Source organism: Arthrobacter sp. 92, from assembly GCF_050260325.1.
In the GTDB taxonomy this organism is placed as follows: Bacteria; Actinomycetota; Actinomycetes; order Actinomycetales; family Micrococcaceae; genus Arthrobacter.
Genome location: NZ_CP189863.1, coordinates 22315 through 40838, shown reverse-complemented (window position 1 = coordinate 40838; position 18524 = coordinate 22315). Strand labels below are relative to the sequence as shown.

Sequence of the window (18524 nt, the reverse complement as noted above, 5' to 3'; positions counted from 1 at the left end):
TTGAGTGCTGAGTAGTGGGGGAGGCCAGGGGCTGTGCTGAGTTAGGGGCTCAGGATGGAATCGAGGGCCGCGCCCACGGCATGGAGGTGCTCCCTCATGGCGGCGCGGGCCTCTTCGGCATTGCCTGCCTCGATGGCGGCCAGGATCCGCTGGTGTTCATGGTCGGAGGCGAACTGTCGGTCCGCCACCATATTGAGGGTTTCGGACTGGTGCGCCAGCGCATCGCGGATATCGGAGACCACGTTTTCGAAGACCTTGTTTCGGCTGGCGCGGGCGATCGCCGCGTGGAAGCTGGAATCCAGGCTGACCCAGGATTCGGGATCGTCCTCGGCGACCATGGCGGCCACGATCTCCCGCAGCGCTTCAAGTTCCTCGGGTGTGCGCCGTTCCGCGGCGAGGCCGGCCGCGGGGACTTCGATGTGCGGACGGGCCTCGGTGAGGTCCAGGGCGGAGTACTGGCCGAGCACCAGGTCCTTGGCCACATGGCTGGCCACAACGAACGTGCCGCGGCCGGTTTTGGTGGTGGTCAGCCCGAGGGCGTTGCAGGAGCGCAGCGCCTCGCGGACCACCGAGCGGCTCACGCCGTAGCGCTGCGCGAGTGTTGCCTCCGAGCTCAGCTTGGCGCCCACCTCCAGGACGCCGCGTTCAATGTCGCCGCGGAGCGCATTGAAGACGGCCTCGGCGGCGCTGAGGCGGGCCAGCGGCATGCGGCCTGCCGAGGGCGGGTTCGCCGGCAGATCCGCCGGCACGCCGGACGGCGCACCCTCAGGAGCGCTCGAAGGCACTGACGGAGCGCTGGCAGGTGCCGAAACATGCTGTCCGGCTGTCCGGCTGTCTGACAGGTTCATTCAAAAAGTATGGCCCGTGTCACACCGCTCTGTCAATGCCGGCCGGTCACTGCGCTTCAAGTGGCGCATTTGAGGGTTGAATTTACGCGGAATCACGCCGCAGGCAGCTCCAGGCTGAGTACCGTCCCGTGCGGTCCGGTTTCGGCAACGGTCACGTCGCCCCCGTATCGGAGGGCCGCGTCCTTGACCAGGGCGAGGCCAATGCCGTAGCTGTGCCGCGCGGCCTCATGACCGGACGGCCTTCCGCGCGCAAACCTTTCGAAGACGCGGTCCGGGTCGATGTCCGTGATGCCGCCGCCCGTATCCCGGACAGTGATGCGCACCTTACGCCCGGGCCGGCCGACGGCGATGCTGATTCGGCCGGCATCGGGAGTGTGCGAGATGGCATTTTCCACCAGGGCGGTGACCATCCGCCGCAGCAGGTGCGCCGGGACCGCGACCATGCCGGGGTCCGTCCCTGAATATTCCAACTCGATTCCCGCCCCGCTGGCCAACAGCCTCAGGTCATCCGTCACGGCAGACACTAGTGGTCCGGCGGAGACTGTCTCCTCGGCGTCCCTGGGTGCGGGCGCGGACATCAGCAGCAGGTCATCGACCAGTTCGGAGAGACCGGCGCTGTCCTCGCGGAGCAGAGCCAGGGTGCTTGCCGCCGGGCTGTCCGGCCCGGCCTTCCGCTGGGCGAGCTGCAACCGGGCATCCAGAACGGCCAGGGGGGTGCGCAGTTCGTGGCTGGCGTCCTGGACAAAGCGCCGCTGGACCGCCAGCGCCTCGCCAAGCGGTTTCACGGCGCTCCTGGCACTGATAAGCCCGGCGCCGGCGGCCAGCAGCACCCCCAGGATGCCGCCAAGGACCAGGGCCAGCAGTCCGTCGGCCTCGTCGATGTAGATCCTGCCGGCGCCCGCGGGGTGTTCGGCGAGTTCGGCAGGCTGGGACCGGTGGACCGCAAACAGCATCAGCGCCAGGATAACCATGGCAACGCTGGCGGCGCACACGGCGGCTATCTGGGCACTGACTTTGCGGGTGGCGGTGCGCAGGATCAACCGGTCGGCGTCGGATGGATTCATGATGGTTCTCCGAGCTGGTAGCCGGTGCCGTGCACCGTGCGGATGATGTCGCGGCCTGCTTTCCTGCGCAGGTAATGCACGTAGATGTCGACGGCGCCGGGCTGGTCGCCCTCGGTGAACGCCTTGCTGATGAGCTCCGCCCGGGAAAAGACACGCTCGGGTTCGGCGGCCAGCACTTGGAGCAGCGCCCCTTCCCGGGGGGAAAGTGACACGCGCTCGCCGTACGGTGAGAGCAGCTGCCGGCTGGCGGCGTCGTACGTCCAGTCGCCCAGCTCCAGGACCTCCGGCGGCGCCGCGTAGGTGCGGGTAAGGGCGCGGAGTCTCGCAGCCAGCTCCGCGGCGTCGAACGGCTTCACCAGGTAGTCGTTGGCTCCGGCGTCGAGGCCGTCCACCTTGTCCTGCACCGTGCCCAGGGCCGTGAGGATGAGAACCGGGGTGCTCACGCCCTTGCCGCGGAGGGCCGTGATAAGCGCCGCGCCGTCCAGGAGCGGCAGCCCGCGGTCGATCACCATGGCGTCCCAGTCCTGCGTCAGGCCCAGATGCAGGCCCTGTTGCCCGTCGCGGGAAAGGGTCACGTCGAAGTCATCCCCGATCAGCTCGACGATGAGGGGGCCGAGCTGCCGGTCATCTTCCACCAGCAGCACGCGCTTTTTCTGGTTCGCGTCCATTCCCTCCATTGTGCCAATAGGAGGGGCCAACAGGAGGGGCCGGCACGGAGGACGCCACCAGGGGGGCCGTCGGTTGGTGTGCCTAGGAAGTCGGTGTGGGAATCGGGCCGAAGCGGGCGAGGATGGGGATCCGGGCCAGGAGCAACAGCCCGTAGTTGTTCCACAGGCCGGTGATCAGCGCGGCCCCGGTGAGGGAGGTGAGGAACGACGCCGCCACGTCGGTGGGGTAGTGGACGCCCAGATAGAGCCGGGAGAGGGCCACCGTCAGGGCAACCACCGTGCCCGCCACGAGCGTCGGCCACTGCCAGCGGGTGCCGCGGGCCAGGAGGAACACTGCGATGGCAAGTGCGACGGCCAGGGCGGTATGCCCGCTGGGGAAACTGTCGGTGCCGGGCTCGGGTGTCAGGGGGTCGAAGAGTGCGGCTGCGTCAGGCCGGTGCCGGGCCACGAGCAATTTGAAGACCTCGCTGCTGACCCACGCGGCGGCCGCCACAGCTCCCGTGGCCACGGCATTGACCGGGCTGCGGCGGACAAACAGGAGGAAGAGGCACAGCGCGGCGATCATCACCACTCCGCCAACCGGGCTGAACACCGTGTTGATAAAGAGTGCGAGTCCGGTCAATGCCGGTGTGTGGTCATGGCTCAACGCTGCGTCCACGGTGAAATCGGCGGCCGTGAGCGCGGGCATGGATGCCAGTGTCAGCCCCGCGGCAACAATCAGGGCGGCGGAGAGCAGCGGGAGCATGATCCAGTGGCGAAGCTGCGGGAGCCTGGCCATGCGGGTGCGGCCCGTTGTGCCCTCTAGTCCTGGTTCCGTCCTGATCACAGGCTGTTCCTCCACATTCGTCTTTTTGCGGCGCCGTCCATGCGGCGCCTGATTTAAGTTTGGAAGACGGAGGTCAAGAATTCTCTAAGAATTTATTCAGGGGGAACCCGCAGCCGAAAACTTCCGGTACGTTCGTGCCGAAATTGGCTCTGGTTACGGGCTGGATCATGGGAATAGACTGGCAGGGAGCATGAAGCGGCACGATCGTGCCTCTTCGTGGATTCGCCACCGTGGCCGGGCCCGCCGGGCTTGTCCGCACAAGGACCGGGAGGGTGCCATGGCTGACGCGTTTGCTGACCGGGCGGCCGCCGCCGTCCGCGCCCGCCGCCGCTCCCTGCAGCTGAGCCAGCGGGACTTGGCGGAACTGGCCGGGGTGTCCGAGCGCTTTGTGCGGTTCGTGGAGCAGGGAAAGCGCAGCATCCAGTTGGACTCCCTGATCGCCGTACTGGAAACACTGGGACTGGAGCTGCAACTGGCAACACGGACGCGTCCGTCGCCCCGCAACCTGGACGGCAGCCCCGGGCCCGGACCTGCGCCCGGACCTGCGCCAGGCGCCCTGCCAGGGCCGGTGCCAGGGCCGGATGCCGGACAGCCGCGGAGCCGGACATGAGGCACCGGGTGGCGGACATCTACAAGGCCGGGGTGCTTGCCGCACGGCTGGAGCGGCACGACGGCGGCACCAAATTCAGTTACTTGCCCAGCTATCTGGCGGCGGGCGGTCCGGCGGTGGCAAGTTCCCTGCCGCTGACCGCCGAACCGGTGCTGTCCGCGGCCGGGGCCGCACCGCCCTATTTCACCGGGCTGTTGCCCGAGGGCCGAAGGCTGAACGCGTTGCGCCGCACGGTGAAAACCAGCGTCGATGATGAGCTGTCGCTGTTGATTGCCGCTGGCGCGAACCCGGTGGGCGATGTGCAGATTGTGGGCCACGGCGAAAAACTCGATCCGGACGAGCATGCCGTGGAGCTGGATCCTGGAACGCCAGTGGACTTCGACGCGCTGCTCGGCGATACCGGGCTGATCGACCCCGTGGCGCTGGCGGGCGTGCAGGACAAGATGTCTGCGGGCATGATTTCCATGCCCGTGGCCAGCGCCGGGCGGCGGTTCATCCTCAAGCTCAATGCGCCGGAATTCCCCCATGTGGTGGAGAACGAGTTCGTGATGTTCCGGTATGCGGCCAGGCTGCGGATCCCGCTGAGCCGGGTTCAGCTGATCCGTGATGTGGAGGGCCGGCCGGGACTGCTGGTGGAGCGCTTCGACCGCGTGCCACTGGCCGGAGATGCCGCGGCCAGCCTTCCTCCGCACGCGGTTCGGCGCCTGGCTGTCGAGGACGGCGCGCAGGTGCTGGGATTGTATCCGGCGGACAAATACAACGTGAGCTACGGGCAGGTGTGCCACGCGTTGGCGGATTACTGTGCGGCGCAGCTGCCGGCGCTGCGGAACCTGGCCATCCAGGCCGCCTATGCGTGGCTCAGCGGCAATGGCGATCTGCATGCGAAGAACGTCTCCATGGTCCAGCAGCCCTCGGGGGAGTGGAGCATCGCCCCGGTCTACGACATCCCCTCCACCGTGGTCTACGGCGACAAAACGCTCGCCCTCACGCTGGACGGCAAGCGCACAGGGATTTCGCGCCGCCATTTCCTGGGCTGGGCCATGGGCCTGGGGCTGACGGAGCGTGCTGCCGTCCAACTCCTGGAGCTGGCGCTGAAGGCGACGGGCCCGCTGGTGGCGGATTTGGAGGCGGGAACGGCCTTTGCATCGACCACCATGTCCGCTTCAACCAGGACCGGTTCAAGGAACGACGACGGCGCCTCGCCGTTTTCGGCGATGGTCACCAGGTCCTGGCTCAAGGAACTCAGGCACCGGCGCAGGCTGCTCGAGGGTTAAATTCCGGGGCGGCGGCCGGCGCTCCCGTGTGCGGACGGCACTGTGGTGGGATCCGCCGTCGGGCGTTACCTGGTGTTGGTGCTAGCTGAGGTGCTGGATACCCGCGCGCTGCATGGCGTCCTTGTAGATCTCCACGCTCTTGCTTAGCAGTTCTTCCTGCTTGTTGGCAGAGACGGCGAAGGCACGGCCGCCGAGTGCGCTTGCCTTGTAGACCTTGATGCCGTGGTTTTTCAAGGACTGATGGTAGGTCTTCTCGAAAAGAGTCAGGAAAGTTTGCGCGTCGGCGCCATGGGCGATGATCGCCGATACGCGGCGGTTGATCTTCAGGAACTGGCGGAAGGGCCGGAGCCCGTCGGTCTTCTCCTGGACGTTCAGGGCGGAGGGCAGTTCCGGATCGCGCACCCACGGGTAGGCGTTCCACGGCATAACGTAGCGGGGGTCGAGCTCCACGATCTCGTAGATGGACGTGGCCCGGCGCGCGGCCTCATCATCGTTGAAGTGCGAGACGAAGCCCGATTCGGTGCCCTTCCCGGGGCTGACATGGAGGCTGACGATGCGGCACTCGTCCTCATCATGGACGGGGTCGATGTAGGGGACAACGGACCCCGGCTTCTTCTCCATGAGTTCGTCGCAAAGCCTGGTTACAGCAGCGATGTTCGGTTCCTGCAGCAGGGCCTTTTTTTCGTCCCAGTCAATCGTCACGATTTCTCCCTCAGCGCACGGCGTCCAGAATCAGGCGTCTGGTTCCACTCTACGCTTTTGACGCGTGTGGTGTTTCGGAGGGACTCTCGCGGAACGGTGTTCCGGCGTGGTGGCAAGAGGCTCCGGACCCCTAGCGGCGGCGCAGGTCCGGGCGTACGCTTAAAGCGCCTGCAGGTAACCATCAGATGACGCCGGGTTGTTCAGGACATGAGAATGTCCGAGCCTTCTCTTAGCGAGATCGCGAAGGTACCTGCAGGTTCTGCGTTTAACGGCCGACGTTTGACGGCCGGGGATAACGTCCCGCCGGTGCGGCCGTGAAGGGAAGATTCCGGCCGCCGCGGTCCGCATTGGATGCACCCCGGGACGCCCGCCTCCACGGAAGAAATTACCGAAGAAATACGGAAGAAATTGGCCCTTGCGGGACCGGAAGACTAGGCGTATTAGTAGTTATACGTTCTTCGAAAGAAGGACGGGAACGAACAACAGGGGAGACCCGGAACACACCGTGGATCTGATCCAGGGTGGCCTGTCGGTGACGAGGCAGGAAGCGCCGGGGTTCCCGCAAGTTCGGGAGATGATGTTCGTCATAACGGAATCAAAAAGTCGAAGCCCCTCCAGCTTTTGCTGATGGGGCTTCCCCTTTGCCGCCGCTGAACCGCGCGTTGCCGTCCGCGTGGAAGCGCCGCCGCCCTTGGCACGCGAAAATAGGGTTGTCAGAGTCTAAGCAACCCAAGGAACCCATTGCCGTTCAACATGACCTCACTCAAAGACGACGGATTCACCGGATTCCGGACTTTCGCTGCCCTTGAGATCAACCGGATCCCGCAGCGTCCGGGGATCTTCGCGGTACTGCGGCCCGACGGCTTCGAGCCACGGTTCCTTGCCCGCAGCACGGCGGGGATCTTCAAGAAAAAAGTGCCCACGCTGGCCCCGGAGGCCCTGGCGGCCGAATGGGTGGAGGGCGCCGATGTCCTCTACATCGGCAAGGCCGGCCCCGGAAGCAAAGGCAACCGGGGGCTCCGCCGGCAGATCCAGGAGTTTTTCGACTTCGGTCAAGGCAAGCCCCCGGGCCACTGGGACGGGCGGCTGATCTGGCAGCTGGCGGATGCCGATTTTCTCATTGTGGCGTGGAAAGAGCTGCCCGCCGAGCAGCTGACCCTGGCCGAGGCCAGCTACCACGCCGGGTTCCGCCAGGAGTACGGCCGGCTGCCGTTCGCCAACCTGGTGCAGGCCCGAACCAAGGGCAACTGAGCCATCCGAGGGGAACCCGGGGCCAGGGAAGGGGCCGGGTAACCATTGGTTGGCCGGCCGTCCTCGTCAGATGGTGCGCGGGGCGCGGGCCAGGTTCTCCGTGAGCTCGGCCGCGTTCTGGCGGACGACGTAGGCCGGCCGGTCCCGCTCCACACGCCAGCTCTCGGACAGGGGTCCGATGTTCACCGTGTCGAAGCCGAACTCGTCGTACAGCTTGGCCACCAGCTGGCTTGCCTCGGCATAGTTGCTGGCCGTGGCAAGCGCCCGTCGGTTGGGGGTGCCTGCGGGGGTTCCGTCGGAGGTGATCTGCGCGGCCATGATGTGGTTGAAGCCTTTGGCCACCTTGGACTCTGGCAGGTGCTCCTGCAGCAGCCCCGAAGTGGTGGCTTCCCCGCTGTCCAGGGCCGGGAAGTGGCCGTCGCGCTCCCAGTAGTAGTTGTTCGTGTCGATCACGATCTTGCCGGCGAGCGGCTCCACGGGAATGTCCCCTATGCTCCGGAGCGGGACGGCGACGACGGCGAAATCACCGGCCGCTGCCGCTTCGGCCGGAGTGGCGGCCCGCGCCTTTGGGCCCAGTTCCGCCACGAGCCCCGCCAGCGTTTCCGGTCCCCGGGAGTTGCTGATGACGACCTCGTAGCCGAGCTGCACCGCCTTACGGGCTACTTGGCTTCCAATGTGTCCTGCACCGATGATTCCAATTGTTGTCATATCCGCCCCAACACCATCGCGGCCCGGGATATTTCGCCGGCCCTCGTCCATGCGGAAACAGCCGGGAGCAGCGCCGCCGTCGTCATTCCTTATTCGGCCCGGGACAATGCCGGGTCCGTGTGCCGGAAACGGCCCGCAACAAGGGTGGCGGCAACAGGCATGCTGGCAAAGACGGCATCCGGCACCGCCAACGGATCGCCGTCCAGGACCACGATGTCCGCGGGGTCCCCGATCTTGATACGGGTGCGTCCGCGGGCCGAGGCCGTCAGCGCCTCCGCCCGCGTGATCGCCTGCTCCGGGTGCCACGGGCCCCGGCCATCGGCGCCGGCCCTGGTGGTGGCCGCCGACATAGCGGTCCAAGGGTCCAGCTGGGCTACCGGTGCGTCCGACCCCAGCGCGAGAGTGGCTCCGGCGTCCAGCAAAGAGCGCAGGGCGAACGCCCTGGTGGTGCGTCCGCTCCAGTTGGCTTCGGCTGCATCACGGTCATCGAGCGCATGGGCGGGCTGGACACTTGCGGTCACTCCCAGCTGGCCGAAGCGTGCAAAGTCCTCCTCCCGCACGAACTGGGCATGTTCGATCCGCCCTCGGATACCGGCGGCGGCGAACGCATCCAGCGCAACCCGGTTGGCGGCGTCGCCGATGGCGTGGACCGCTGGGACCAACCCACCCTGCTTGGCTTCGGCCAGCAGTGCCAGCAGTTCCGCCTCACTGACTGTGAGCAGTCCCCTTCCTCCGTCCGGATAGGGACTGACGCAAAATGCCGTCCGGGTGTTGAGGGATCCATCGATGAGCACCTTCAGCGGGCCCACCTTCAGGAGCCCCTCGCCGCCGGGCACGTCCTGTCCGGTCCGCAGGCCCAGCACCCGCGCGCGCCCGAGGTCCTGCGCATAGATGCCGGCGTCCACCCGAAAGGAGCGGAATCCCCCGGCAATCCGCCGAAGCCAGGGATCCCTGTTCCAGCTCATCTCGAAATCGACGATGCCGACGATTCCGCGGGCTGCCGCGTCCTTGGCTGCCGCGAGGACCTTCGCATCAACGATGTCCTCCGGCAGTTGGCCCAGCTCGCGGGTAAGGTCAAACGCCGCCTCCTCCTTGAGTAGGCCGCTCGCGTCCAGGCGCACGCCGTAGCGCTCGCCTGCGGCGCTGTTGAGCCACACACAGTGAAGGTCGTGGCTGATGAGCGCGGCGGGAAGGCCCTGCGTTGCGTCGTCGAGCATTTCAAGGGTGGGCTGGTCTACCCAGACAGCGTCCCGGAACCCCACGCCCACCAGGGTGCCGGCGCACTCGGTGGCGGCGCCTGCCTCGGTGCCGGCAATCCGGGCGCGCACCGCCGCGGCGGCCTCCCGCGCCGACCGGGCCGCCGAGAGGTCCATCCTGCTGGCCGTCAACGCCCACTGCGTCATGTGCACATGCTCGTCCCAGAGACCCGGAATGACGTGGCGCCCCTCCAGATGAACCACGTCCCCGTTACGGGCAGGGCCGGCGGCGCTTATCGCCACAATGCGGCCGTCCCTGATGTGGATGTTTGAGCATGCGGCATCGCCCGGCTGCCTGACTGAGGCGAGCACGACGTCGGATGGGGCGGGATCAGCCGCGGCGTTGAACATACGAAACAGGCTAGGGGCGGAACGGCGAAGCAACAATTCGCCAAGTCGGCACCCGCCCCCGGCCGACACGGGTCTTAGGCGTCGCTAGGGCAGGACCTGGCAGAGATCAATAACGGTCTCTTCGGGCGGCGACGAGAACCCGCCCTCAATCCCTGCCTGCATCCGTGGAAGGAGGATGCCGTCGCGGAATTTCTCCCAACTCTCCTTCGAATCATGGACGGCCATGACGGTCCAACCACCGGCGGACGGGCCTGCGGCGTGGAAGATCTGCCCCTCCGGTAGGAGCCCTTTCCCCGGGTGAACCGCGGCAAGTGAGGCCTCGTATTGCTCCTTTGTGCCTCCCGGAAGAAGTGCACAATTCCGTAGGCTGTGGAATCCATTTCTGCTCCTTGGACAGTGGGACGTGGCTAGTCCTAGGCTCCGTGCCCTGCCATGTCAAGAGCGCGCGCAATCGGCCACCGCCCCAGCCGGGAGCAAATCCACACACGGGACTTTGGTCCCTTACCCCTGCTGCCGGCACCCGTCATTCTTGATGTGAGGCGTTTCACTCATGCGATTGGCGCATGCTCCTTGGGGGAGGGAAAAGCCCGCAGCAACACCACTGGTCTCGCTAAACCTTTGGGGAAGGGGAAGGCGCTAGGTGCTTCCCTGACTAGGCAGGAGATCCCGGACCGCATGAATCACCACTATCGAACCGTTCTGACTACACGTAACCCGGTCCTCTCCCATCATGGGGCCCGCACCCTTCCAGCCCGTGAAATTACGGATCACCGCCTCAAAGTGGTGGTCCGTATCGATGCGGACCTGGAAACAGCGCGCATTGAAGTGCGCGGAGTGCTTACCGGTGCCAACCTCCGCGCGCTGTACGTGATCGCACGGCGCACGATCTCGCTCATGCACGACATGGAAATCATCATCGATCTGGGCCGTGCCCGGGTAACGGATGCCGCCCTGGAGCAGCTCCGAGAGTGCGCCCGCCTTTCCAAGCTGGCATCCGGCGTCGACTCAACAGAAGTGCCGTGCCGCCTAAGCATCGTGGACCCGGCCATGACCCACAGACTCAAGGAGTCCGCATGAAAGCACTCGTGTACGGCGGTCCCGGCGAAAAGTCCTGGACAGACGTTCCGGATCCCAAGATCCAGAATCCCAGCGACGTCCTTGTCAAAGTGGACACCACCACCATCTGCGGGACCGACCTGCACATTCTCAAGGGCGACGTTCCCGCCGTCCAGAAGGGCCGGATCCTGGGCCATGAAGGAGTGGGGACCATCACGGAGGTCGGCTCCTCGGTGACCAGCCTCCACGTGGGCGACCGCGTGATCATCTCCTGCATCAAGTCATGCGGACACTGCGCCAACTGCAAGACCGGCCTCTACTCACACTGCATGGGGGACGAGGGCCAGGCCGGAATCGGCTGGGTCTTCGGCCATCTGATTGACGGCACTCAGGCCGAATATGTCCGGGTTCCCTACGCCGAAAACTCGCTGCATCTACTCCCCGAGGGCGTCAGCGACGACCAGGCTGTCATGCTTTCGGACATCCTGCCCACCGGCTTCGAGATCGGCGTGCAGTACGGACGGGTCAAGCCCGGCGACACCGTGGCCGTGATCGGGGCGGGCCCGGTGGGGCTGGCCGCCATAACCACGGCCGGGCTGTACGGCGCAGCCACCATTGTTGCCGTGGACCTGGACGCCAACCGCCTGGAGAAGGCCAAGGAATTCGGCGCAACCAATGTTGTCCTTTCGGGCGACGCCGACTGGAAGGAGCAGGTGCTGGCGCTGACCGACGGTCAGGGCGTGGACGTCGCCATTGAGGCCGTGGGGATACCCGCCACCTTCAACATGTGCACGGCCATTGTCCGGCCCGGTGGGAATGTGGCCAACGTGGGAGTGCACGGAAAATCCGTGGAACTTCACGTGGAAGACCTCTGGATCCAGAACATCAACATCAGCATGGGCCTGGTCAACGCCAACACCACGCCGATGCTGCTCAAGCTGGTGGCGCAGAAGAAGGTGCCGGCGGAGAAGTTCGCCACCCATCACTTCACCTTCGACCAGATCCTGGACGCCTATGACACTTTCTCGCGCGCGGCGGAAACCAAGGCACTGAAGGTTGTGATCACGGCGTGAAAGCCCTGGTGGTCTATGACTCCGCCTACGGGAACACCCGTTCGGTGGCCGAAGCGATCGCCGGCTCCCTCGGGCCGCTACAGGCAGAGGCCGTTCCCGTCACGGAGTTCAAGCTGCCCGACCTCGCGGAGAATGACCTGCTGGTGGTGGGAAGTCCCATTAATGGCTGGCGCCCGACGCCGAAGATCACCGAACTGCTATCGGCCCTCGCTGATGGCCGTCTCAAGGGTGTCAGGGCCGCTGCGTTCGACACCCGCGTGAAGCTCTTCATCCACGGCGACGCCGCGAAAAAAATGACCGCGTCGCTCAAAGCCGGTGGCGCCGAAATCGTCTCGAAGCCGATGGCGTTCTACGTGAAGGGCACTGAGGGGCCGCTGCGCAGCGGCGAACTCGATAAGGCCGCCACTTGGGCCAAGGACCTGCTCGCGAGGGTGGGCGCGTAGGTCAGGACGGCACCTGCTGGCACCCGGCAAGCAAGAAGAAAGGACTGCGGCCATGAAGCCAGGCCGGATAGTCATGCTGGTGCTTGGCACTCTTGCTGCCCTCGCGGGGCTGGGGCTGCTCACCGGCGCCGGCGCCGTGGGCTGGGCAAACTTCCAGCAGCGCGACAACGGGTATTTCACAACACCCACGGAACGCTACGACGTGGACTCCCACGCCATCACCTCGGCCGGCATGAACGTCATGGTGGACAAGGAACTGCCGTCCGGTCTTCCCGCCGACAGCGCCGCCAGGATCCTGCTTCGAGGAACGTCGGCGTCGGGCAAGGACCTTTTTATCGGCATCGGTCCCCAGGCCGACGTGGCCAAGTATCTTACAGACGTCCGCCACTCCGAGCTCACGGCCGTGGACTTCACCCCCTTCCGGGCCACCTACCTGGAAATGCCCGGAACCAAGGTGCCAGGAAAGCCCGCCGATCAGACCTTCTGGTCAGCCTCGGCTCAGGGGCCCGGAACCCAGCAGATTGAGTGGGACCTGCGGCCGGGAACGTGGAGCATTGTGGTGATGAACGCCGACGCCGGGACCCCGGTTGCGGTGGACCTGCAGGCGGGCGTCCGCTCGGATCTGCTGTTGCCGGTTTTCGTGGGGCTGCTGATTGGCGGCGTTGCCCTCCTGGTCATTGGTGTTCCTCTGATCGTGGCCGGTGCCGCGGGGCTGGGCCGCCATGGGCCTCCGCCGCATTACCCCGCCGGTTTGCCCCCTCCCCCGCCTGCGCCGCCGGCAACAGCTTGGACGGCCGGTCCACCGCCGGCCGCAGACCGGTCCCCATACCCGGTGAGACTTACTGGCTACCTCGACCCCGGGCTGTCGCGCGGCATGTGGCTGGTCAAGTGGTTCCTGGCGATTCCGCACTACATCGTCCTGCTGTTCCTCTGGTTCGCCCTCATCGTGACCACCATCGTTGCCGGCTTCGCGATCCTGTTTACGGGACGCTACCCGCGCTCGCTGTTCAACTTCAATGTGGGCGTGATTCGCTGGAACTGGCGGGTGGCCTTCTATGCACTCGCGGCGATCGGGACAGACCGGTATCCGCCGTTCACGCTCGCCCGCACGGACTATCCGGCCGACTTCGATGTCGACTACCCGGAGCAGTTGTCCCGTGGGCTGGTGCTGGTCAAATCGTGGCTTCTGGCCATCCCGCATCTCTTGATCGTTGCCGCATTCACGGGCTCGGCACGTACTTGGGGAACCAGCGGCGGCCGATGGGTGGATGACACGTGGGTGGCCTACCGGGACAACGGGGGAATCTCGCTGATCGGGCTGCTGGTGATCATTGCCGGATTCATCCTGCTCTTCACGGGCCGCTTCAACGCAGGCCTTTTCGACCTGCTCATGGGCCTGAACCGCTGGACCCACCGCGTCATCGCCTACGTGGCCCTGATGCGGGACGAATACCCGCCGTTCCGGCTCGATATGGGGCCGGCGGATCCGGGAGATGCCCTGCCCGTACCCTACCCTCCGCCGCCGGTGAGCCCGGGGCCGGAGCAAGGAATGACCGGGCCGCCTCTTTCCTAGCCGGCGCCGCCGGCCGCGGAACTCTTGCCACCTGCCGGGCACAAGAACATCATGGAGGGAACTCACCACTCCAGGGCAGGAGGCCCGGAATGCTACTGGAAGACGGAACCGTGGGCAGGGCAGCCGGGGAGACCGGTCTGCTGCGAGGACGAACCGCCCTGGTTTACGGCGCCGGCGGACCGATCGGCGGAGCGGTCGCGAGAGCGTTTGCGGAGGAAGGCGCCGCGGTATACCTGGCCGGCCGGAGTCAGGACCCGCTCGAAAAGGTAGCGCGGGACATCCGGGACGCGGGCGGGGCCGCGGAGACTGCCGTCGTTGACGCCCTGGACGAGGCCCAAGTCAACGCCTTCGTGGACCATGTGGCGAAAAAGACCCGTCGAATCGATATCTCCTTCAACCTGATCTCCTACGGAGACGTCCAGCAGCCGCTAATGGAAATCGCCGTGGAGGACTTCTCGAGGCCCGTCAACAACGCCACTCTTACCCACTTCCTCACCACCCGCGCGGCGGCGCGGCATATGATCAAGCAGCGCGCGGGCGTCGTGCTGATGTTTGGCGGCTCCGGACCGCAAACGCTGCCCGGGCTGGGCGGCTTCAAGATTGCCTTGGACGCAATGGAGGGCCAACGCCGGCAATGGGCTCTTGAACTGGGCAAGCAGGGCGTCCGTGTGGTCACCATGGTGACGGGCGGCATTATCGAAACCATTCCGTGGCAGACCGAGGGGCGTGACGAAATTGTGCAGGAAATCAACCGATCCGCCCATCTGAACAGGACGGCCACCCTCGCCGACGTGGGCAATGTTGCCGTGTTCGTCGCCTCCGACCGGGCCGGCGCCATCACCGACGCCACCGTCAACATCTCCTGCGGCGCCATTGTGGATTACTGAACGGACCGCGTCTGGATGGTGCGTCTGCGGCCGGCCGCCGGAAACACCGGAGAAACACGCGCGGGGGAGAATGGCAGGAAGGGTGCCGGATCCGGCGCCCGCGACGCAGGAGCAGAAGGCAGCAAACATGTCCACAGGCCCGCTGCCCCATAAACACCGTGGCTGGCTCGCCGCGGTGGGGGCCCTGATCTTCGTTGTGCCCGCGGCCGCTGCCCCTGCCGCCCTCCACCCCGGCGCTTCGGCACCGTCCGTCCGCGTGGTGGTGGTGGGCGACTCGCTGAGCACCGGCCACGGGACCTCGCCGTTGCAGGCATGGCCGGCCCTGATCAGGGAAGATCCCCTTCTCAGCGGCTACCAGGTCCTCAACGCCGCCGAGAACGGCAGCGGTTACGTTACCCCGGGTGATGTGGACGGCACGTTCGGCACCCAGGTGCACGAGTTTGTCACCCCGGATACGGGCGTGGTGGTCTTTTTCGGATCCGAGAACGACCTTGGCCAGGCTCCCCGGGCCGTGGCGGGCGCGGCGTCAGTGGCCATTGCCGAGGCCCACGCGCTCGCTCCGGCCGCGAAGATCATCGTGGTGGGTCCGCCGTCCTACTCGCCCGATCCCGATCCGGGGCTCCTGGACATCAGCGAGCAGCTCAAGACAGCGGCCCTGTGGACGGGCGCCGAGTTCGTTGACCCGATCGCAGAGGGCTGGATCAGGGGCGACGTCGATGATCTCATCGGGCCCGACGGCGACCACCCCACCGTTGCCGGGCAGCATTACCTCCTCGAGCACATTGCCCCGATTATCGAGCAGTCATCGCCGGAAGCGCTGTCCGGGCCCGGGGCCGCCGCGGGCTGAACCGCCCGCCGGCGCCCCTCGCGGGTGCCATCCACGGTCATCCCCGCAAGGGCGTCCTCCAAGGAAGCACAGCTATCATGGACCCGTGCCGCCCCTTGACGTAGTTGTTTCCGCCTGGCAGATCGACTGGACTGCTTTGGCGATGATCGTTGCCTCCGCCGTCCTCTACGCCCTCGGCCTCAGGTCCGCAGCTGCCCACGGGCACCGCTGGCCGCTGTGGCGGACTCTCGCGTTCTACATCCTCGGCCTAGGCTCCCTGGCCGCGCTGACCTGCGGGTTCCCGGGTGTCTACAGTGAACAGCTGCGCTGGGCCTTCACCCTCAAGATCTCGCTGATGCTCTTCGTGGTGCCGCTGCTGATCGGCCTTGGCCGGCCCGTCTCGCTGGCCCGGTCGGCGCTCCCGCCACGAGGCATCGCCCGGCTCGAATCCGTGTTGTCCAGCCGCCCTGTGCGGTTGGTGAGCAACTCGATGGTGGCTCCCCTCCTCGGGCTTGTCCTGTTTTCCACGTTCCTCACCCCTGCCTTCTACACGCTGCGCGCAAATCCCGCGGCCGAGGCCCTCCTGACCATCGCGATTCCGGTGGTCGGCCTTTTGATGGCGCTCCCCATCATCGAAGAGGCGGACTTCCACCGTTCCAGCGCATTCATCACCCTGGAACTGCTCTTCGTCTTTATTGAACTGCTGATCGACGCGGTCCCCGGGATCCTGCTGCGGCTCAATGGGCAGGTGCTTGACCACGTCCTGGTCACGCGCGCACCGCTGGGCTGGTTTCCGGATGCCCTGCGTGACCAGCAGCTGGCCGGTGACATTCTGTGGTTCATCTGCGAAATCGTCGACCTTCCGCTGATCATCCTGATGTTCATGCGGTTCGCCCGGAGCGACAAGCGGGAAGCCCGCAGTTTTGATGACCTGACGGACCAGGAACTCGACGAACTGAATGCGGAGCACCTCAGGCGCGGCCGCTAGGCGCACCGTCAGGCAAGTTCGGTGCACTGAACGGAACTGAAACGGAACTGAACTGCCGGGGGATCTACTGGACGCTGACCTTGACCCGTTGCACCGCGTTGTTGCTCATGCCTTGGTAGTTCCAGGCCTGTTCCAGCGGCTGCACCGCGCCCGTGGCATCGGTTGCACGGCAGGCCAGCTCGTGCTCACCTGGATCCGCCACCCAGGGCAGGGTCCATTCGCACCACGCAAACGGCGCCGAAGGCTGCTCGAGGTGGGCGGGCAACCATTTGCCATCGATCCCCACCTCCACGCGCTTCACGGCGCCCTCACCGGACCACGCCCGGCCCCTCAGCAGGACCGGCCCCGGCGGAAGAACCCGGCTGCGGGTGAAGAAGTCCGGGATCCCCGGCGGAATCATCAGCGAACGTACCCTGATGTGCGTGACCGGTGTGCCGGCGTCGTTCGCGTCCCGTTGGTAAAGATAGGCCACCGACTGCTGGAACCCCTCAAACGGGTGGGTCACCACCTGGATCGACTCGAGCCACTTCACGCTCGCCATGCCGTACCAGCCGGGAACCACCAGCCGTAGCGGAAACCCGTGCTGTGGCGGCAGTGCGCTGCCGTTCATCTCGTACGCAAGTACGACGTCGGGTCGCATCGCTTCTTTGATCGGCAGGCTCCGCGCGTACTGGTGGGTGACGCCGCCCTGGACCCCGGCGTCGGCTCCGGTGAACACCACTTCCACGGCGTCGTCCTCCAAGCCCGCGTGCGCCAGCAGATATGCCAGCGGAACGCCGGTCCACACCGCGGTGCCCACGGCCTCGAGGCGCCACGGCTGGCTCAGCGGGCGCGGCCGCAGCAGGGAGCGGCCGTTACCGGCGCACTCCAGCGTCACGGGAACGCTGATCACGGGGTCCCTGCGGAGGGCCTTGAGATTGATCTCCAGTGACCGCCGCACGGCGCCGCCGATCCGGAGATGCCACGCATCCTCGTCGATATACGGGATATCGAAGTGAGTCAGGATGTAGTGCAGGCCGGGTGGTGTGATCTCGCTCCGGAGCGCTTCCAGGGGCATTGAATGGTTCCGGACGGCAAGCTGGAGCTCCTCAGCCGTCAATGGGCCGTTGGTGGGTTCGCCTGAATGCGCCGTGGGCCTCACGGTCTGACGGCGCCGGTAAATCTGCTTCGTCATGGCACTGCGATTCTGCCGCTGGGGTGCTTGTGTTGACAGGTCTACGCCGCCGCCGCGGGGGCGTCAAGCCCTCGCCCCGGACGTGATCCGCCTACAGGTGGTGGGCTTCCTCGAGGAACTGCGTCAGGCTGAGCGGATCCTGTCCGGTCAGCCCGTGCACGTCCGTTGTCGGTCCGGCCAGCGCGCCGGTGGCTATCGCGGTGTAGGTGCTCACCCAGGCGTCCACCTGCCAGTCCGGCGCACCGTAGGAGGCCCGCGAGGCGTAGGCCTCCTCAAGGGTTTCGTTGTGGAAGCTGACGGTCCGGCCGGTGCCTTCGGTGAGGAGCTCGGCAGCGCGGGCCAGGGAAATATCCTCCGGCCCGGTGAGGTGGTACCTCTTGCCCGCGTGGATCACGGGGTCCCGCAGCACGGCCACAGCACACCGTGCAATGTCCGCGCGGGCCACCGCCGCCATCACGCCGTCGCCGGCCGGCCCCCGGATCACGCCGTCCTCGCCGACGAGCAGAGGCAGGAAATCGAGGTAGAAGTTGTCCCTGAGGAAGGTGTAGTTCATGCCGGAGGCCTTGATCCGCTCCTCCGTGGCGAAGTGGTCCCGGGCCAGGGTGAAAGCAGCGTCCGGCGCAGCACCGTAGAACGAGGTGTAGACCACGTGCTGAACCCCGGCCTCCGCCGCTGCATCAACGAACGCGTAGTGCTGCTGGAGCCTGTCCTCGGCCTCGGCGGCGGACACCATAAAGAGCGTTTTCACGCCTTCCAGTGACGCCCTTGCCAGCACCGGATCCCCGTAGGAGGTCACCACCGGAACCGCGCCGGGAAGGTCCGGGGCCCTGCCGACCTCCCGCACCAGCAGCCGCTGGGGGAGGCCGGCGTCGGCAAGCATCCGAGCCACCATGCCGCCCAGCTGCCCGGTGGATCCGGTGACCGCGAGTTCGGGCCAGGTGGTCAT

General features: G+C 66.3%; 20 protein-coding genes. 10 read left to right on the top strand and 10 right to left on the bottom strand.

Translation table 11 applies throughout. The features are described 5' to 3' along the window. Positions 1-41 precede the first annotated feature (41 nt). The 4 genes from ACP4XC_RS00205 to ACP4XC_RS00190 all read right to left on the bottom strand — a co-directional run bounded on the left by ACP4XC_RS00205 (position 42) and on the right by ACP4XC_RS00190 (position 3406). Positions 42-848 carry a FadR/GntR family transcriptional regulator gene (locus ACP4XC_RS00205; RefSeq protein WP_427172873.1) on the bottom strand — a complete coding sequence of 269 codons (807 nt, stop codon included), beginning with the start codon at positions 846-848 and terminating at the stop codon, positions 42-44. Between the two features lie 92 nt (positions 849-940). Further along, positions 941-1912, bottom strand: coding sequence for a sensor histidine kinase (locus ACP4XC_RS00200; protein ID WP_427172872.1), 972 nt, complete (start codon positions 1910-1912; stop codon positions 941-943). Then, complete coding sequence (locus ACP4XC_RS00195) at positions 1909-2580, bottom strand: response regulator transcription factor (RefSeq protein WP_427172871.1); 672 nt, start codon at positions 2578-2580, stop codon at positions 1909-1911. Before ACP4XC_RS00195 ends, ACP4XC_RS00200 begins: the two co-directional genes overlap by 4 nt. 82 nt (positions 2581-2662) lie before the next feature. After that, on the bottom strand, positions 2663-3406 hold the full coding sequence (locus tag ACP4XC_RS00190) for a phosphatase PAP2 family protein (RefSeq protein WP_427172870.1): 744 nt from the start codon (positions 3404-3406) through the stop codon (positions 2663-2665). Between the two features lie 277 nt (positions 3407-3683). Here ACP4XC_RS00190 and ACP4XC_RS00185 point away from each other — a divergent pair, with 277 nt between their 5' ends. Then, entirely contained in the window at positions 3684-4016 is a 333-nt protein-coding gene (locus ACP4XC_RS00185; RefSeq protein WP_427172869.1) for a type II toxin-antitoxin system Y4mF family antitoxin, read from the top strand. Beyond that, positions 4013-5290: a type II toxin-antitoxin system HipA family toxin gene (locus tag ACP4XC_RS00180; protein WP_427172868.1), complete on the top strand. Its 1278-nt coding sequence runs from the start codon at positions 4013-4015 to the stop codon at positions 5288-5290. Before ACP4XC_RS00185 ends, ACP4XC_RS00180 begins: the two co-directional genes overlap by 4 nt. An 81-nt stretch (positions 5291-5371) precedes the next feature. Here ACP4XC_RS00180 and ACP4XC_RS00175 read toward each other — a convergent pair whose 3' ends face one another. After that, complete coding sequence (locus tag ACP4XC_RS00175; protein ID WP_427172867.1) at positions 5372-5992, bottom strand: uracil-DNA glycosylase; 621 nt, start codon at positions 5990-5992, stop codon at positions 5372-5374. A 753-nt stretch (positions 5993-6745) separates the two neighbouring features. On the opposite strand from ACP4XC_RS00175, the gene ACP4XC_RS00170 reads away from it, so the two are divergent. After that, positions 6746-7243, top strand: coding sequence for a hypothetical protein (locus ACP4XC_RS00170; RefSeq protein WP_427172866.1), 498 nt, complete (start codon positions 6746-6748; stop codon positions 7241-7243). A gap of 66 nt (positions 7244-7309) precedes the next feature. On the opposite strand, the gene ACP4XC_RS00165 is transcribed toward ACP4XC_RS00170, so the two are convergent. The 3 genes from ACP4XC_RS00165 to ACP4XC_RS00155 all read right to left on the bottom strand — a co-directional run bounded on the left by ACP4XC_RS00165 (position 7310) and on the right by ACP4XC_RS00155 (position 9783). Continuing rightward, positions 7310-7951 carry an NADPH-dependent F420 reductase gene (locus ACP4XC_RS00165; protein WP_427172865.1) on the bottom strand — a complete coding sequence of 214 codons (642 nt, stop codon included), beginning with the start codon at positions 7949-7951 and terminating at the stop codon, positions 7310-7312. Positions 7952-8040: 89 nt separating this feature from the next. Further along, a complete protein-coding gene (locus ACP4XC_RS00160) occupies positions 8041-9558 on the bottom strand; it encodes an amidohydrolase (protein WP_427172864.1) in 1518 nt (505 codons plus the stop codon). An 84-nt stretch (positions 9559-9642) separates the two neighbouring features. Beyond that, positions 9643-9783 carry a hypothetical protein gene (locus tag ACP4XC_RS00155; RefSeq protein ID WP_427172863.1) on the bottom strand — a complete coding sequence of 47 codons (141 nt, stop codon included), beginning with the start codon at positions 9781-9783 and terminating at the stop codon, positions 9643-9645. 450 nt (positions 9784-10233) lie between these two features. On the opposite strand from ACP4XC_RS00155, the gene ACP4XC_RS00150 reads away from it, so the two are divergent. The 7 genes from ACP4XC_RS00150 (at position 10234) to ACP4XC_RS00120 (ending at position 16404) form a co-directional block, all read left to right on the top strand. Next, positions 10234-10635: a hypothetical protein gene (locus ACP4XC_RS00150; protein WP_427172862.1), complete on the top strand. Its 402-nt coding sequence runs from the start codon at positions 10234-10236 to the stop codon at positions 10633-10635. Continuing rightward, positions 10632-11687 (top strand): zinc-dependent alcohol dehydrogenase family protein, encoded by a 1056-nt coding sequence (locus tag ACP4XC_RS00145; RefSeq protein ID WP_427172861.1) that lies wholly within the window; start codon positions 10632-10634, stop codon positions 11685-11687. The genes ACP4XC_RS00150 and ACP4XC_RS00145 overlap by 4 nt, the downstream gene beginning before the upstream one ends. Next, positions 11684-12130, top strand: coding sequence for a flavodoxin family protein (locus tag ACP4XC_RS00140; protein WP_427172860.1), 447 nt, complete (start codon positions 11684-11686; stop codon positions 12128-12130). Before ACP4XC_RS00145 ends, ACP4XC_RS00140 begins: the two co-directional genes overlap by 4 nt. A gap of 52 nt (positions 12131-12182) precedes the next feature. Continuing rightward, complete coding sequence (locus tag ACP4XC_RS00135; protein ID WP_427172859.1) at positions 12183-13703, top strand: DUF4389 domain-containing protein; 1521 nt, start codon at positions 12183-12185, stop codon at positions 13701-13703. Between the two features lie 89 nt (positions 13704-13792). Continuing rightward, on the top strand, positions 13793-14590 hold the full coding sequence (locus ACP4XC_RS00130) for an SDR family NAD(P)-dependent oxidoreductase (protein ID WP_427172858.1): 798 nt from the start codon (positions 13793-13795) through the stop codon (positions 14588-14590). 127 nt (positions 14591-14717) lie between these two features. Further along, a complete protein-coding gene (locus ACP4XC_RS00125; protein WP_427172857.1) occupies positions 14718-15437 on the top strand; it encodes an SGNH/GDSL hydrolase family protein in 720 nt (239 codons plus the stop codon). An 85-nt stretch (positions 15438-15522) separates the two neighbouring features. Continuing rightward, entirely contained in the window at positions 15523-16404 is an 882-nt protein-coding gene (locus ACP4XC_RS00120; protein WP_427172856.1) for a cytochrome c oxidase assembly protein, read from the top strand. A 64-nt stretch (positions 16405-16468) separates the two neighbouring features. Here the strand turns inward: ACP4XC_RS00120 and ACP4XC_RS00115 are convergent, their stop codons facing one another. Both ACP4XC_RS00115 and ACP4XC_RS00110 read right to left on the bottom strand, forming a co-directional pair. After that, positions 16469-17578: a sulfite oxidase gene (locus ACP4XC_RS00115; protein ID WP_427172855.1), complete on the bottom strand. Its 1110-nt coding sequence runs from the start codon at positions 17576-17578 to the stop codon at positions 16469-16471. Between the two features lie 91 nt (positions 17579-17669). Beyond that, positions 17670-18524: an SDR family oxidoreductase gene (locus ACP4XC_RS00110; RefSeq protein ID WP_427172854.1), complete on the bottom strand. Its 855-nt coding sequence runs from the start codon at positions 18522-18524 to the stop codon at positions 17670-17672.

Excerpts from the sequence above, each read along its gene's own strand:
- ACP4XC_RS00150 (WP_427172862.1), top strand. The coding sequence starts at position 10,234 with ATGAATCACCACTATCGAACCGTTCTGACTACACGTAACCCGGTCCTC.
- ACP4XC_RS00125 (WP_427172857.1), top strand. The coding sequence starts at position 14,718 with ATGTCCACAGGCCCGCTGCCCCATAAACACCGTGGCTGGCTCGCCGCG.
- ACP4XC_RS00145 (WP_427172861.1), top strand. The coding sequence starts at position 10,632 with ATGAAAGCACTCGTGTACGGCGGTCCCGGCGAAAAGTCCTGGACAGAC.
- ACP4XC_RS00135 (WP_427172859.1), top strand. The coding sequence starts at position 12,183 with ATGAAGCCAGGCCGGATAGTCATGCTGGTGCTTGGCACTCTTGCTGCC.
- ACP4XC_RS00205 (WP_427172873.1), bottom strand. The coding sequence starts at position 848 with ATGAACCTGTCAGACAGCCGGACAGCCGGACAGCATGTTTCGGCACCT.
- ACP4XC_RS00110 (WP_427172854.1), bottom strand. The coding sequence starts at position 18,524 with ATGACCACCTGGCCCGAACTCGCGGTCACCGGATCCACCGGGCAGCTG.
- ACP4XC_RS00130 (WP_427172858.1), top strand. The coding sequence starts at position 13,793 with ATGCTACTGGAAGACGGAACCGTGGGCAGGGCAGCCGGGGAGACCGGT.
- ACP4XC_RS00185 (WP_427172869.1), top strand. The coding sequence starts at position 3,684 with ATGGCTGACGCGTTTGCTGACCGGGCGGCCGCCGCCGTCCGCGCCCGC.
- ACP4XC_RS00200 (WP_427172872.1), bottom strand. The coding sequence starts at position 1,912 with ATGAATCCATCCGACGCCGACCGGTTGATCCTGCGCACCGCCACCCGC.
- ACP4XC_RS00155 (WP_427172863.1), bottom strand. The coding sequence starts at position 9,783 with ATGGCCGTCCATGATTCGAAGGAGAGTTGGGAGAAATTCCGCGACGGC.
- ACP4XC_RS00170 (WP_427172866.1), top strand. The coding sequence starts at position 6,746 with ATGACCTCACTCAAAGACGACGGATTCACCGGATTCCGGACTTTCGCT.
- ACP4XC_RS00115 (WP_427172855.1), bottom strand. The coding sequence starts at position 17,578 with ATGACGAAGCAGATTTACCGGCGCCGTCAGACCGTGAGGCCCACGGCG.
- ACP4XC_RS00165 (WP_427172865.1), bottom strand. The coding sequence starts at position 7,951 with ATGACAACAATTGGAATCATCGGTGCAGGACACATTGGAAGCCAAGTA.
- ACP4XC_RS00195 (WP_427172871.1), bottom strand. The coding sequence starts at position 2,580 with ATGGACGCGAACCAGAAAAAGCGCGTGCTGCTGGTGGAAGATGACCGG.
- ACP4XC_RS00180 (WP_427172868.1), top strand. The coding sequence starts at position 4,013 with ATGAGGCACCGGGTGGCGGACATCTACAAGGCCGGGGTGCTTGCCGCA.
- ACP4XC_RS00160 (WP_427172864.1), bottom strand. The coding sequence starts at position 9,558 with ATGTTCAACGCCGCGGCTGATCCCGCCCCATCCGACGTCGTGCTCGCC.